The sequence below is a fragment of the Pseudomonas sp. SDO55104_S430 genome (assembly GCF_054070595.1).
In genome coordinates, this window is sequence record NZ_JBSVXG010000164.1 from 1 (window position 1) to 13,382 (window position 13,382).

A 13,382-nucleotide genomic window follows, 5' to 3' on the forward strand; every position below is an offset into this window, starting at 1 on the left:
ACATCAACTTCACTGTGCCTGTGGGAGCGGGCTTGCCCGCGATAGGGTCAGACCGGACGACGCAAAAACCCAACCATAAAAAAACCCCTCTTTCGAGGGGTTCCTTATGCCGCACTGCCCAGCATCAAGTCATCTGAATGATGGTCTGCATGATGGTGCTCTGGGTGGAGATGGTCTTGGCGTTCGCCTGGTAGTTGCTCTGCGCCTTGATCAGGTCGACCAGCTCGTTGGTCACGTTGACGTTCGACTCTTCCAGGGAGTTGGAATTGATCGAACCCAGAGTGCCGGTTTCCGGCGCATCGTAGCCCGGAATGCCCGACTTGTTGGTTTCCTTCCAGCTGGTCCCACCCACTGGTTGCAGACCCTGCTCGTTGGTGAAGCTCGCCAGGGCCAACTGACCGATCGGCCTGCTCTCGTAGTTGCTGAAGTTGGCCAGCATGACACCCGTGCTATCAATGGTCAGGTTACTGATCTGACCTGTGGCGTAGCCGTTCTGCGCAGGGATCGAGCGCGCGGTGTCGGCGTTGAACTGGGTGGTGTTGGACATGGAAATGGTGAGACCCGCCGGGTCGGCAGCTGCACCGTTCGGGGCCCAAGTGCCGTTGGTCACTTTGCCAGGCACCCAGTTGGTGATTTTCAGATCCGGGCTGACGACAGGGGGAGTACCCGGTGTAGTGACCGAAACCAGTTTACCGGTTGAGTCGAATGCCATGACCGAAGCAACCGGCGGAGTAACCGTAGGATCGGTGCCATCTGGATTGCGGCCATCGATCAGAGTATAGGTCGACCAGGTATTGGATCCGGTCTTGACCATGTATTGATCCATGTCGTGCCGGTTGCCCTGGGTGTCATAGACCGCTGTGGTGAACTGCTTGGAGAAGGAGGCCGGCTTGCTCGGATCGAACGGGTTGGCGGTAACGTCAATTACGTCTGAAGTGGAGTTCAGGTTGATCGTCGACGAAACAGTGGTCGTAGCTTTCGGAGCCAGGTTGGAGGTGTCGATCCGCAGGTCGGTCAAGATACCGTTGACGATCTTGCCATTGGCATCCACGCCATAGCCTTGCAGGCGGGCCGAACCATCGGAGTTGGTGACATATCCTTCCTTGTCGACTTTGAACGTACCAGCACGGGTGTAGGACAGAGAGCCGTTGTGATTGAGCACGAAGAACCCGGAACCGTTGATGCCCATGTCCAGCACGTTCCCGGTACCACTGCTGATGTCACCCTGGGTAAACTGCTGGGAAACGTTGGCCAGACGCACACCGTTACCGATTGTTTTGCTACCCGAACCCAGCTTGGTCGCCGAGTACACATCTTCGAATTCCGCACGGGACGATTTGAAGCCGACGGTCGCCACGTTGGCGATGTTGTTGCCGGTCACGTCCAGTTGCTTGTTGGCAGCATAGAGACCGCTAAGGCCGATGTTGAAAGACATATTCCACTCCTGTATGCCGGGTTAGTCGGCTCTATATACCAATGGTTTGCACTTTGGACAGGGCGATACTGCCCAGCCCGGCCAGATTGAGCATCAATTCGCCGCCAGTCTGGCTGAGGGTTACGCTTGTGACAGTGGCCGGCAGGTTGGTGATCAGCGCGACGCTCTGATTATCGATGGTGGTCGAAGCGGCGAAGTTATAGGTACCCGCCGGAGCCACATTGCCCGCCTCGTCCTTGCCATCCCAGGTGAAGCTGGCATTACCCGCCGGCTGATCCTTCAAGCTCAGGGTGCGAACGGTTTTGCCATCCTTGTCGGTGATTTTCACCGTGGTTTCAGCCACCGACTGCGGCAACACGACCGAACCGGTCATGCCCTTTGTGGTGTCGACCACGGCCTTGTCGCCCGGCGCAATGACCGACCGCCCAACCAGGGACGAAGCCTGCAACGCCTGGGAGGAACCGAAGGCACCGGCAATACCGGTCACGGTGTCGTTAAGCGAGGTGATGCCTTCCAGGCTGCTGAACTGCGCCAGCTGCGCCACGAACTCACCGTTACCTTGCGGCTCCAGCGGGTTCTGGTTTTTCAGTTGCGTCACCAACAGCTGCAGGAACGCATCCTTGCCGAGAGCCTTTTTGCCAGTAGCGCTACCGGCCGCGGACGCCAGACTGTCAGTATCCTTTTTCGTCTTGACCGAAGAGTTGGCCAGGATGTCGTTGAGCGACAGGCCACTGGTAGTATCGGTAACACTCATCTGAGTCGCCCCTTATCACTGACCGAGGGTCAGGACTTTTTGCATCATGGTTTTGGCGGTATTCATCATTTCGGCGTTGGTCTGGAACGAACGGCTGGCGGAAATCATGTCAGCCATTTCTTCCACCACGTTGACGTTCGGGTAATAGACGTAACCCTTGGCGTCGGCCGCCGGATGGTTCGGCTCGTAGCGCGCCTCAAGGTTGCTCTGGTCTTCGACCACGCCCAGTACCTGCACGCCTTGTCCGGCGGCATCCTGGTTCTGGAACAGCGAGTCGCTGCCACCGCTCTGGGCGCCCTGGAACATGGTGGCGAATACCGGGTGGCGCGCGCGGTAGGTCTGGTCGATGCTCGACGAGACGGTTTCGGCGTTGGCGATGTTCGATGCGACGGTGTTCAGTCGAGTGGTCTGGGCACTCATGCCGCTACCGGCAATGTTGAAAACACTGGACAGGGACATGACTTACTCTCCGCGCAGGGCTGAGATCAGCCCTTTGAATTTACTGTTGAGCAGGGTGAAGCTGGCCTGGAAGTTGACGGAGTTTTCCGCGTAGTTCGACTGTTCCAGTTGGGCGTCCACGGTGTTCTGGTCAATCGAAGGTTGCATCGGCGTGCGGTACATCAGCGACTCGTCGCCATTGCCCAGGCCTTCGGCTTCGATATGCCGGTTGTTGGTCATGTTCAAGGCGAACGTGCCGTTCTTGGCTTTATCGTTCTGCGCCTCGAGCACTTTCGAGAATTCCAGATCCCGCGCCTTGTAGTTCGGGGTGTCGGCGTTGGCAATATTGTTGGCCAGGACTTCAGCGCGCTGGGCGCGGAAGCCCAGAGCCTTTTCGTGAATACCGAGCGCTTTATCGAAGCTGATGCTCATGTCGGGAAACCTTCACCTTCGGGTGACCTGATTTTTCGTACGATGGTCTTAGCAAGCGTCATGCCAAATCAGAACACGCCCATAAACCGGGGCTTTGCGGGCAGTGGCAGCGCGGCAATGCCAGAAAAGCGGCAACCGGTTTCCGCCGGATGCCGCTTTTCTGCCGCTATCGCGCCTTGGGCATAAAAAAACGGGAGCCTTTGAGGGCTCCCGTTTTTTTAAACAACACCGACATCACTTCGCCTGGTAAATGATCCCCGGGCTGCACTGAACCATCTGGTAATGGTCCGGCAATCCGTTCAACGCCTCGGAGGCGCCGAGAAACAGATAACCGCCCGGCTTCAACGTGCTGTGAATGCGCAACAGAATGTCCTTCTTCACTTCGGCAGAGAAATAGATCAGGACGTTGCGGCAAAACACGATGTCGAACTTGCCGAGACTGGCGTAGCTGTCCAGCAGATTGAAGGAGCGGAACTCCACCCGACTCTTGATCGGCGCCTTGATCACCCAGCGCCCCGGCCCTTTCGGATCGAAGTAACGCTGCAGGCGCTCGGGCGACAGGCCACGGCCGATGGCCAGGCTGTCGTACTCGCCGGTTTTGCAGTTGTTCAGCATGGTGCTGGACAGATCGGTGGCAACAATCTGCACCCCCATCTTCAACTGCCCGATGTTCGTGCGCTCGAACTCGTCGATGGACATCGACAGCGAGTACGGCTCCTGACCCGACGAGCACGCCGCCGACCAGATGCGCAGACGCTGGCCGGGACTGGCCTTGATCGATTCAGGCAGAACCTTGTTCTTCAAGACTTCGAATGGGTAGGTGTCGCGAAACCACAGGGTTTCGTTGGTCGTCATCGCGTCCACGACCATCTCGCGCAAACCACTGCGCGGCTGGGTCTGGATACGCTGGACCAACTCGCCCAAAGACTTGATACCCTGCTGCTCCATCAGCTTGTTGAGACGGCTGGAGACCAGATATTGCTTGTTTTCACCGAGCAAAATGCCACAGGCTTTTTCCAGGAATACCCGGAACTGTTCGAAATCCAAATTACCCGTAGACAATGCTGCCGCCTCTTAAATCGTGTTGACTGCCAGGGGCCGAACGCCCCTAGCTGATGTCTGCTGCTTTGATCCGGTCGACCACCCGGGATGCCAGGTCATCAGGACGGAATTTGGCCAGGAAGTCATCGGCACCGACTTTCTTGACCATCGCCTGATTGAACACGCCCGACAACGAAGTATGCAGGATGATATGAAGCTTTTGCATGCGCGGGTCGTTGCGGATCTCGGCCGTCAGAGTGTATCCGTCCATCTCCGGCATCTCGATGTCGGAGATCATCATCAGGAACTCTTCTTCCGGCTTCTTGCCTTCATCGACCAGCTTGCGCAGGTATTCCAGCGCCTGTCGGCCGTCGTTCAACGCTACCACTTCGACACCGACGGTCTGCAAGCAACGCGTGACCTGCTTGCGCGCCACCGATGAGTCATCGACCGTCAGCACGCGCAGCGAAAGCGCCTTGTGCTGGGTTTCGACATCGACCACACCGACGGAAATCGCTTCCGGTGTCGGGGCCACTTCCGCCAGTACTTTCTCGACGTCGATGATTTCGACCAACTGGTTGTCGACCCGCGTCACCGCCGTCAGGTAGTGATCGCGACCGGTCCCCTTGGGTGGCGGATGGATCTCTTCCCAGTTCATGTTGACGATGCGCTCCACCGAGCGAACCAGGAAACCCTGGGTCTTGGTGTTGTACTCCGTGATGATCACGAACGGGTTGTTCTTGTCCTTCAACGCACCGGAGCCGGTTGCCATTGCCAGATCCAGGATCGGAATGGTCGCTCCCCGAATATTTGCCACACCGCACACGACAGGACTGGATTTGGGCATCAGCGTCAGTTGGGGGCATTGCAGCACCTCCCGAACCTTGAAGACGTTGATCCCATACAGCTGTTGGCCGTCGAGACGGAACAACAACAGCTCAAGGCGATTCTGCCCCACCAGTTGCGTGCGCTGGTTTACCGAATCCATTACACCAGCCATGCCCAGACTCCTACACCAACGCTGACTTGTTGCGACGCGCCTTCATCCGTAAACGGCACGGCGCTTGCTATTTATCTTTCTATGAATACTGAACCGACGTTTTTTCGACGCTTGACCACCACCGGCCGCAAGTTCCTGGCCGTGATGGCAGTTGTCTGCCTGTTCAACGCTGGCAGCCCTGCCCTTGCCGATACGGTTACCTTGCCTGACATGCTTATCGGCGTCACTCAGGGCTTTCTTGAATTCACCGTAGAAGACTATCTGGCCACCAGTCAAACGGAAGGTCGCTACGAGATCCAGGTCAACAAGCTCGACCCGCGACTGCGCATGCCGATGTGCGACAAGGAATTGACAGCCTCGCTGGAGAGCCCGGCAAAGCCTCTGGGACGGGTCACGGTCAAGGTTCGCTGTGAGGGTTCGTCCCCGTGGACCGTGTTTGTGCCCGCTCAAGTACGCCTGTTTCGCGACGTCGTGACCACCGCCCGACCGCTTCGGCGCACCGGCATTGTCGAACCTGAAGACGTGATCCTGCGCGAGCGTGACATCAGCGCGATCAACCAGGGCTATCTGACCTCCCTGGATCAGGCGATCGGGCAACGACTGACCCGACCAATGGTCGCCGATCAGGTCGTCACCCTGGTGAACCTCGAGCAGGCGGAAGTCATCCGCAAGGGCGATCAGGTGGTGATCACCGCCCGCAGCGGCACGCTCAGCGTGCGGATGCCCGGAGAAGCGCTGGCCAATGGCGGCATGAGCGAACAGATTCGAGTGAAAAACCTCAACTCCCAGCGGGTCATCAAGGCGCAAGTCATCGCCCCGGGGCAAGTGGAGGTGTCAATGTAACCAGCCATTGAGGATTTACCGCGAGTGAAGATGTGGCGCGGACCATGTCTGTTCCCTAAACTGTGCTCCATTAAGGGCAAGCGCTGACGCGAGCAAGCTCTCGATAAATGAGCCTAAAGTTTTTTAGGGAATGGCCGAAAACATGGCAAGCGTCCAAATTCCCAGAGGTTTTTTATCATGGTTATCGATTTCAGCCGTTTGAACAGCTCCTCGTCACTTACCGGCAGTACACGTACCAGCGCGCCCAAGGAAACCGCCGAAAGCGGTAAATCCGCGCCGCTGAACAGCCCGAACGAACAGGCCGGGACCGCTACAGTCGGGGAGTCGGTACATCTCAGCAATGAGGCTCAACAGTTGCAGAAGGTCACTGATACGCTGCGCGATCAGCCTGTCGTCGACAAAGCCCGCGTGGCCGAGTTGAAAGCAGCGATTGCCGATGGCAGCTATAAAGTCGACAGCAACCGTGTAGCCAGCAAACTGCTCAACTTCGAAGCCCAGCGCTAGGCTACGGCCCGCGCCAGGCTTTTGGACGCTTAAAACCCAAGGCCAGCCATGCACGACACGAATCTACTGCAACTGATCACCGACGACTTTGCTCCAGCGCAACAACTGCTGGAGTTACTGCGTACCGAATCCATCGCTCTGCACGGTCGCGACATGTACCTGCTCGAAGATATTCTGGCGCAGAAGCAGGCATTGATCATCTTGCTCGAACAGCATGGCCGCAAGCGCAGTGAAATCCTCACCAGCCTCAATCTGCCCGCCAACCGCAGCGGTCTTGAGCAACTGGCCAGCCAGTCGAGCATCGGCGAATCCCTGCTGGCGCAAAGCGATGTACTGAACGACTTGCTGAGTCAATGCCAGGCAACCAATGCCAACAATGGCCAGTCGATCCAGGTGCAGCAGGTGGCCACAGCCACACAACTGAAAATTCTTACTGGCGGCGAACCTCCAGCGCTCTATGATGCCAGTGGAACCTTTTCCAAGCTTGTGAAACCGCGCCCACTCAGTCAGGCTTGAGCCGCGCCGACGAGCACGCTCTATCAAGATGCGAAACATGCTGGCAAAATGCTGGCAAGCCGTAGTCAAAATTTGTCTGGAGATTGATTAACCGTGTCCATTGCCTTAAATGCGGACGATGCTCCGCAGCCACCCAAGGTGCTCAGCACGCCCCTGGAAATCTCCGGCAACCTTCGCCAACTGCAAGAAAGTCATGACCCGCTGATCATTACGTTCCACGAGCGCAGCCAGCGCTTCCAGAGCTATCTGGTGGATATCGATCGCGAGAGCAACATGATTGCCCTGGACGAAATGATTCCTCGCGACGGCGAACGCTATCTGCTGGCCGGCGAACCCTTCAAGGTCGAAGGCTTCCATGAAGGCGTGCGCATCGCGTGGGAAAGCAATGGCCCGCTGACTATCGATGAGTCCGGTGGCAGCCGCTGCTACCGCGGCACGCTTCCGGATGAAGTGATCTATCACCAACGCCGCAATGCGTTTCGTGCTGCGTTGAAGCTGGCGCAACTGGTAGACGTCGATCTGGATGGCGAAAAACTCAAGGCGCCGATCAGCGGCAAATTGCTGGACATCTCGGCCACCGGCTGCAAATTGCGTTTTTCCGGCGACATTACCGGCAGCCTTCAACTGGGCCAGGTCTATGACCGCTTCGTGGCCGCCCTGCCCTTCGGCAAGATGACGGCTCCGGTCGAGCTGCGCTACCTGCATTTCGAAGAAAAAATCTCCACCACCTTTGCCGGCGTACGCTTTCACAACATGAGCGGCCTGGTGCAACGGCAGGTCGAGCGTTTCGTTTATCAGCTGCAACGCGAAGCACGACGCTTCGACAAAGACGACTTCTGATAACGGCGCGTCAAAAAAACGGGCAGTCCCTTGCGGTGACTGCCCTTTTTTATGCCTGCCGTTAAGGCCTGGCTTCGTTCAAGCGCTGTTCGTTAGCAGAATCCGGCTCTTCTGGTGAAGCATCGGATTGTGGCTCCGACTCCGGACTCGGTTCAGGAGGCGGGCTTTGCATCTGATCTTGAACCACCTGCTCATCGACCCGCGGGTCCAGGCAAGCCACCAGTGGCGAACTCGACATACTGTCCGGCATGGCCACGTGGTGCAGCGGTGCGTCGTCCACCTGATGCAGGTTGGTGACCGCTTTCGGGCGAATTCGCCACACCAGTACCAGAGCGAAGAAGACGAAGAAGGCATACAGCATGTGACTGCCGAACATCTTCATCAGCACGCCTGCGGCCAACGGACCGATACTGGCACCGACACCGTAGGTCACCAGCAACATCGCTGTCAGGGACACACGACGATCGGCTTCCACATGGTCATTGGAGAAGGCTACGGCCAGCGGATAGAGGCAGAACTTCACCAGTGAACAGACGAAGCCGGCGATGAACAGCACCTCCAGCGGCACCTGCTTGAGGATCGCCAAAGGCAAGGCAGCCAGCGCCAGGATCACCGCAAAGCAGCGAATCAACAGTGCCCGGTCATAACGGTCGGAAAGCCAACCCAAGGGCCACTGCACCAACAAGCCAGCGAAAATGCAGCTACCCATGAACAGACCGACCTGTTCTGTGGAGAGCCCCTGCTGCGAGGCATACAGCGGCGCCAGACCGTAGAACGAGCCGATGATCAGGCCAGCACCGAGGACCGTACTCAACGATTGAGGTACGCGTTTGATGAAGAATCGCGGCTCCATGGGCGCCGGGTGCAGCGGTGCTGGGTGAATCCGACGCGTCAGTGCCACCGGCACCAGGCACAGGGCGAAGCACAATGCGACCAGCATCAGCAATTCCAGACCCAGGCTCGGATGCATGACCAGAATCAGCTGCCCAAGCACCAGGCCAAGATAGGACGCGATCATGTAGCCGCTGAATACCGTGCCTCGTTGACTCGCTTCGGCCTGCTCGTTCAGCCAACTCTCGATGACCATGTATTGGCACATCATGCCGAGGCCGACGATTACCCGAAGAAAGATCCAGGCCGGCAGAAAGTCCACCAGTCCATGCCCGAGCACCGCGGCCCCGACGATCCCGGCACACGCCGAATACGCTCGGATGTGCCCGACCCTGGCTATCAACCGGTGACCGATCTTGCCGCCCAGCACCAGACCGAAGTAGTTGGCTGCCATCAACGCACCGACCCACAGACTGTCGACATGGTCAGCCGCCAGACGAAGGCCCAGGTAAGTACTCAGCAGACCGGAGCCGATCAACATCATCAGCGAGGCGAAATAAAGCGCTCGAAAAGGTTTCCAGATTTGGCGCATCGGCGTTCCGAGCGGCTCCTTGCAGTGAGATTCGGTCTACCGAAAAGATAGACCGTTATAGACAGTGCGTCAGGCCTGGGCTGCTAGAACACGCCGTTCCCAGGGGGTAATTTCATCAAGGAAGCTGGTCAACTCCATGCTCTTCGAAGCGATGTAACCTTCGATGAATTCGGTACTGAACAGTTCCTTTGCCAACTGGCTTCGTTTCAGACGCTCAAGAGCACCATGCAAGGTACAGGGCAATGAAAGATTGTCCGGCACTTTGAATTCGCCCTGGATGGGTTCGCTTGGCTCCAGTTTCTGGTCAATACCGTACAAACCGGCAGCCAGGCTGGCGGCAATCGCCAGATAGGGGTTGGCATCGGCGCCCGGCAAACGATTCTCGACCCGACGAGCGACCGGCGAGCTGGCCGGAATGCGCAAGCCCGCGGCCCGGTTGTCATGGGACCAGCAGGCATTATTCGGGGATGCGTAGGGGTGACACAAGCGCTGATATGAATTCACATTCGGCGCAAACAGCGCGGTGAAATCCGCCATGCACGCTTGTTGTCCAGCGATGAAATGACGGAAGGCCGCGGTCGGCTGGCCGGCCTCACCGCTGAACACGTTAAGTCCGGTGTCGGTATCGACGATACTCTGGTGAATATGCATCGAGCTGCCCGACGTATGCGCCAGGGGTTTGGCCATACATACCACGGTCAGGCCGTGCTTGAGTGCGACTTCCTTGAGAAGGTGCTTGAACAGGAACGTCCGATCGGCCAGTAACAGCGCATCGCCGTGCAGCAGGTTTATCTCGAACTGGCTGACGCCCATTTCGTGCATGAAGGTATCGCGTGGCAAACCCAAAGCCGCCATGCATTCGTAGACTTCATCGAAGAATGGCCGCAAACCGTTATTGGAGCTGACACTGAACGCCGAATGACCGTCCTCGCGACGCCCGTCCAGGCCGATGGGCGGTTGGAATGGCTGAGCCGGATCGGTGTTGGGCGCGAAAACAAAAAACTCCAGCTCCGTCGCCACTACCGGTGTGAGACCTGCTGCCGCGTAGCGCTGGATAACTTTCTTGAGCTGGCCTCGAGTCGAGAGATTGGAGCTTTCTCCGGTCAACTCATCCGCATCACAAATGGCGAAGGCACGAGGCGGTTTGCTCCAGGGTAAGCGATGGATTTGCGCGGAATCGGGTACCAGTGCGAGATCGCCGTCGTCACTGCCGTAAAAACGCGGTGGCGGATATCCGCCCATGATGCATTGCAACAGCACGCCCCGCGCCATTTGCAAACGACGGCCTTCGAGGAAGCCCTCGGCGGTCATCACTTTTCCCCGTGGCACGCCGTTCAGATCGGGCGTGACGCACTCAACTTCATCAATGCCCTTCAATCGCTGCGCGAATGAACTCGGGCCATCGCTTGTCATGACGCTATCCTTGTTTTTATGCGAACCGAGAACGGTAACCCGCACAAAATAGGCTCCGCGTATTCGGAATATCAAGCAGCGTCTAACAATAAAATGTTGCTACCTGAACAATGAATCAGGGCAGGTAAATGCTGAAAACTCCGCCGCCCAATGGACCGCCGTTGCTGATTTCAGTCCGCCCGACGACCCCATTGCGTTGATGCAATGCCGCAATACGCCCGGCGAAGTACAACCCCAAGCCGGTGCTGCCGCTACTTTGATTGATGCCCTGCACGTAATCCGTCTGATGCTCGATCATCTGCGCGGGGTAGCCTTCGCCGTCATCGTTGATGGTCAGCACCAACTGCCCTGCTTCATCACTGGCGCTGATCAGGACCGCATGACGGGCATAGCGGATGGCGTTGTTGATGCAGTTGGCCAGAACCGAGGCGATCAGCTCTCGATCGAAAAAGCCCAGCGGGCTCAAGGGATCGACCTCAAAAGTCGCAGCGATACCGCGACTGGCGAACACTTCATGATGACAAGCCAGTTGTGCTTCGATGAAGTCATCCAGTTCGTGATAGGCCGGTTGCAAGGGCATCTGGTTCACCCCCAGCTTGTAGAGGCCCAGCAACTGCACGAGCATGCCGTTGAGGTGAGCGAACTCGAACTCGATAACGCCTTGTTCCGGCGTATTCGCCACCGGGTCAGGAAGCTTCGACAACCATTGGCTGTGAGCCTGCATGAGCATGGCCAACGAGTTTTTCATGTCGTGCACGGTGGACGCGATCACCGTGGAGAAATCCAGGTTTTGCTGGTTGTCGTTCATTCGCCAAACGCCTTGCTTTTGAGCTTCTGGTAGCGCGGATAACGGGCATCGGTGTCAGGCATCAGACCGACCATTTTCAGACACTTTCGACATTCCTCCAGCTCAGGCGATGGCACGCCGGTGTCCGTGCCGTGAAGCAGCGATTGCGCCATGTTCAACGCGATACTGATGTTCTTTGGCTGCATTGTCAGGGCTTTACGGAACACTTCCCGGGCCTCGACCAGATTGCCGGTTTTGTAGACGCGCACGCCCTGCCGATTGAGGTCCGCCGCGGCATTGCCGGCGTTCAGAATGGTCGGGTCATCGGTGAGCTTGGCAATGTCCTTCATGACAGCCGGATCGTCGCCGTAAATTTCCACGCAGTTTTTCAGCATCGAAGTGCCGGCTTCTGCCTGTCCGAGCATTTGCAACTGCTTGGCCACCAACAACGCCGCCTCGGCGCTCATGAACTGCTCCATGCCATCGAGACGCAGCATTGCCTGCTCTGTGAGCTTTTCAGCGGTTTCGGCATCGTTGAGCAACAGGCTGGTAGCCTTCATCAAACGCGCACGGATCTGCAGGCCGGGATCGGAAGGGTTTTCCTTGGCCACGGCACTCAGCGTTGTGTTGATCTCCAGCCGCGTCCGGGTATCCAGGCCTTTTTCGCTGCCCTTGCTGATCAGGGCGTGAGCCAGACCAAGGTTGCTCTCGGCATCCTTGAACCGTGATTGGGCACCTTGGGCAACGGCCTGCCTGTAGGCTTTTGAGGCGGTATCGAAGTCTTCATTGGTCATCGCCAGCTTGCCCAATTGTGCCTGACGTCGGACTGCCAATGGCGACAGGCGAATCGCTTCTTCCAATACTTTCTGGGCGGACTTGGTGTCCCCTTCTGCCACCATCACATCGGCCATGCCGTCGTAGAGCGTCGGCATCATGGGGAACACTTTAAGCGCCTTTTCGTAGACGCCTTTAGCCTGGGCAACCTGTCCACGTTTGAACAGCAGTTTGCCCAAGCCGGCATAGGCCCAAGGCAAGGGGCGATCGGCGATGATGCTATCGTAGAGGCGCTCCAGCGCTTCATTCTGATTCAGATCGCGCAATGCATCGGCGCGATAACGCAGGCACAACGGCGAGTAGCGGATGTCCTGCTTGCATAGAGCAATGCAGGCATTGAGCACTTCAGCCGGTTTGCCTCGGTCGAGGGCCTGCAGGATTGGCTTGAGCAACGTTTTGCGCTGCACCAGACGTTCAAGACGCTGTGCCAGGCTTGAACGGTTGAACGGCTTGGTCAGATACGCGTCGGGTTCGTGCTCCAGCGCGCTGAGTACCATTGCCTGACTGGTTTCGGCAGTCACCATGACAAAGACACTTTCATGGCTGATCAGCTTCTCGATCATCAGGTCTTCAAGCACCTGCTGACCGTTCTTCTTGCCATCCCCCAAGTGAAAGTCCTGGAGGATGAAATCGTAGGATTTCTGCGAGCACATTTTCAGCGCCTGCTCGCCGGTGTCGGCGGTATCCACATCCTTTACGCCCAGTTCGCGCAGCATGGACCTGACCGAGCTGCGGAAGTCCGAAAAATCATCGACGATCAGAAAACTCTTTTGGTGATACGACAGCATCGAAGATTTCCAGGCAATTTAAGAAGAGGAGCCGAAAGGCAAATCAATGGGCAAGATCAGCGTCACTGCTTTTCACGCGCGCAGATGATAGCCAGTAGCCATAGGCTATCAAGCGATTTCTCTGAACAGCGATTGCGAGAAATGAAGACCCTGTGACTGTATGGTTATCGGCCAGGGGTGGCGTTCTCTTGAAGCGAGAGATGCTTAATCGCACGATTTGCCGACGATAACCCTTGAAGAGGGGAAGAGCTGAGGCTGGGTTTTTTGCGAACTTTCACACGCGCAAAAACAAAACCCCAACTGCTTTCGCAATTGGGGTTTCGGAATTTAATCT

Annotated in this window: 14 protein-coding genes; 4 read left to right on the plus strand and 10 right to left on the minus strand. The window is 57.3% G+C overall.

The genetic code is table 11. The annotated features are described in order from the left end of the window. Positions 1-124 precede the first annotated feature (124 nt). The 6 genes from flgE to ACW9JE_RS22675 form a co-directional block, all read right to left on the minus strand. The gene (flgE, locus tag ACW9JE_RS22650; protein WP_457433997.1) at positions 125-1,435 is read right to left on the minus strand and encodes a flagellar hook protein FlgE; all 1,311 of its coding nucleotides are present in this window, start codon (positions 1,433-1,435) and stop codon (positions 125-127) included. Positions 1,436-1,466: 31 nt separating this feature from the next. Beyond that, on the minus strand, positions 1,467-2,189 hold the full coding sequence (gene flgD, locus ACW9JE_RS22655) for a flagellar hook assembly protein FlgD (protein ID WP_224540729.1): 723 nt from the start codon (positions 2,187-2,189) through the stop codon (positions 1,467-1,469). 15 nt (positions 2,190-2,204) lie between these two features. Further along, positions 2,205-2,648, minus strand: a complete 444-nt coding sequence (gene flgC, locus ACW9JE_RS22660; RefSeq protein WP_224540731.1) for a flagellar basal body rod protein FlgC — start codon at positions 2,646-2,648, stop codon at positions 2,205-2,207. 3 nt (positions 2,649-2,651) lie between these two features. Continuing rightward, complete coding sequence (gene flgB, locus ACW9JE_RS22665) at positions 2,652-3,059, minus strand: flagellar basal body rod protein FlgB (RefSeq protein WP_224540733.1); 408 nt, start codon at positions 3,057-3,059, stop codon at positions 2,652-2,654. Positions 3,060-3,293: 234 nt separating this feature from the next. Then, a complete protein-coding gene (cheR, locus tag ACW9JE_RS22670) occupies positions 3,294-4,121 on the minus strand; it encodes a protein-glutamate O-methyltransferase CheR (RefSeq protein ID WP_457433998.1) in 828 nt (275 codons plus the stop codon). Positions 4,122-4,167: 46 nt separating this feature from the next. Further along, entirely contained in the window at positions 4,168-5,100 is a 933-nt protein-coding gene (locus tag ACW9JE_RS22675; RefSeq protein ID WP_150772856.1) for a chemotaxis protein CheV, read from the minus strand. An 81-nt stretch (positions 5,101-5,181) separates the two neighbouring features. On the opposite strand from ACW9JE_RS22675, the gene flgA reads away from it, so the two are divergent. The 4 genes from flgA (at position 5,182) to ACW9JE_RS22695 (ending at position 7,803) form a co-directional block, all read left to right on the plus strand. Beyond that, positions 5,182-5,943 carry a flagellar basal body P-ring formation chaperone FlgA gene (flgA, locus tag ACW9JE_RS22680; protein ID WP_457433999.1) on the plus strand — a complete coding sequence of 254 codons (762 nt, stop codon included), beginning with the start codon at positions 5,182-5,184 and terminating at the stop codon, positions 5,941-5,943. Between the two features lie 177 nt (positions 5,944-6,120). Next, positions 6,121-6,447 (plus strand): flagellar biosynthesis anti-sigma factor FlgM, encoded by a 327-nt coding sequence (gene flgM, locus ACW9JE_RS22685; RefSeq protein ID WP_457434000.1) that lies wholly within the window; start codon positions 6,121-6,123, stop codon positions 6,445-6,447. Positions 6,448-6,495: 48 nt separating this feature from the next. After that, positions 6,496-6,963 (plus strand): flagella synthesis protein FlgN, encoded by a 468-nt coding sequence (locus tag ACW9JE_RS22690; protein WP_224540740.1) that lies wholly within the window; start codon positions 6,496-6,498, stop codon positions 6,961-6,963. 93 nt (positions 6,964-7,056) lie between these two features. Next, on the plus strand, positions 7,057-7,803 hold the full coding sequence (locus ACW9JE_RS22695; protein WP_224540741.1) for a flagellar brake protein: 747 nt from the start codon (positions 7,057-7,059) through the stop codon (positions 7,801-7,803). A 61-nt stretch (positions 7,804-7,864) separates the two neighbouring features. Here ACW9JE_RS22695 and ACW9JE_RS22700 read toward each other — a convergent pair whose 3' ends face one another. The 4 genes from ACW9JE_RS22700 to ACW9JE_RS22715 form a co-directional block, all read right to left on the minus strand. Next, complete coding sequence (locus ACW9JE_RS22700; RefSeq protein WP_457434001.1) at positions 7,865-9,226, minus strand: MFS transporter; 1,362 nt, start codon at positions 9,224-9,226, stop codon at positions 7,865-7,867. 69 nt (positions 9,227-9,295) lie between these two features. After that, positions 9,296-10,537 carry a glutamine synthetase family protein gene (locus tag ACW9JE_RS22705; RefSeq protein WP_457434004.1) on the minus strand — a complete coding sequence of 414 codons (1,242 nt, stop codon included), beginning with the start codon at positions 10,535-10,537 and terminating at the stop codon, positions 9,296-9,298. Positions 10,538-10,754: 217 nt separating this feature from the next. Continuing rightward, positions 10,755-11,447 (minus strand): sensor histidine kinase, encoded by a 693-nt coding sequence (locus ACW9JE_RS22710; protein ID WP_457434002.1) that lies wholly within the window; start codon positions 11,445-11,447, stop codon positions 10,755-10,757. Then, complete coding sequence (locus ACW9JE_RS22715; protein WP_457434003.1) at positions 11,444-13,048, minus strand: response regulator; 1,605 nt, start codon at positions 13,046-13,048, stop codon at positions 11,444-11,446. Before ACW9JE_RS22715 ends, ACW9JE_RS22710 begins: the two co-directional genes overlap by 4 nt. Positions 13,049-13,382 lie beyond the last annotated feature (334 nt).

Bases quoted from the DNA above. Each gene is read 5' to 3' on its own strand.
- ACW9JE_RS22715 (WP_457434003.1), bottom strand. From the start codon at position 13,048: ATGCTGTCGTATCACCAAAAGAGTTTTCTGATCGTCGATGATTTTTCG.
- ACW9JE_RS22675 (WP_150772856.1), bottom strand. From the start codon at position 5,100: ATGGCTGGTGTAATGGATTCGGTAAACCAGCGCACGCAACTGGTGGGG.
- flgB (WP_224540733.1), bottom strand. From the start codon at position 3,059: ATGAGCATCAGCTTCGATAAAGCGCTCGGTATTCACGAAAAGGCTCTG.
- flgD (WP_224540729.1), bottom strand. From the start codon at position 2,189: ATGAGTGTTACCGATACTACCAGTGGCCTGTCGCTCAACGACATCCTG.
- flgM (WP_457434000.1), top strand. From the start codon at position 6,121: ATGGTTATCGATTTCAGCCGTTTGAACAGCTCCTCGTCACTTACCGGC.
- ACW9JE_RS22700 (WP_457434001.1), bottom strand. From the start codon at position 9,226: ATGCGCCAAATCTGGAAACCTTTTCGAGCGCTTTATTTCGCCTCGCTG.
- flgE (WP_457433997.1), bottom strand. From the start codon at position 1,435: ATGTCTTTCAACATCGGCCTTAGCGGTCTCTATGCTGCCAACAAGCAA.
- ACW9JE_RS22710 (WP_457434002.1), bottom strand. From the start codon at position 11,447: ATGAACGACAACCAGCAAAACCTGGATTTCTCCACGGTGATCGCGTCC.
- ACW9JE_RS22690 (WP_224540740.1), top strand. From the start codon at position 6,496: ATGCACGACACGAATCTACTGCAACTGATCACCGACGACTTTGCTCCA.
- flgA (WP_457433999.1), top strand. From the start codon at position 5,182: ATGAATACTGAACCGACGTTTTTTCGACGCTTGACCACCACCGGCCGC.
- ACW9JE_RS22705 (WP_457434004.1), bottom strand. From the start codon at position 10,537: ATGACCGCCGAGGGCTTCCTCGAAGGCCGTCGTTTGCAAATGGCGCGG.
- flgC (WP_224540731.1), bottom strand. From the start codon at position 2,648: ATGTCCCTGTCCAGTGTTTTCAACATTGCCGGTAGCGGCATGAGTGCC.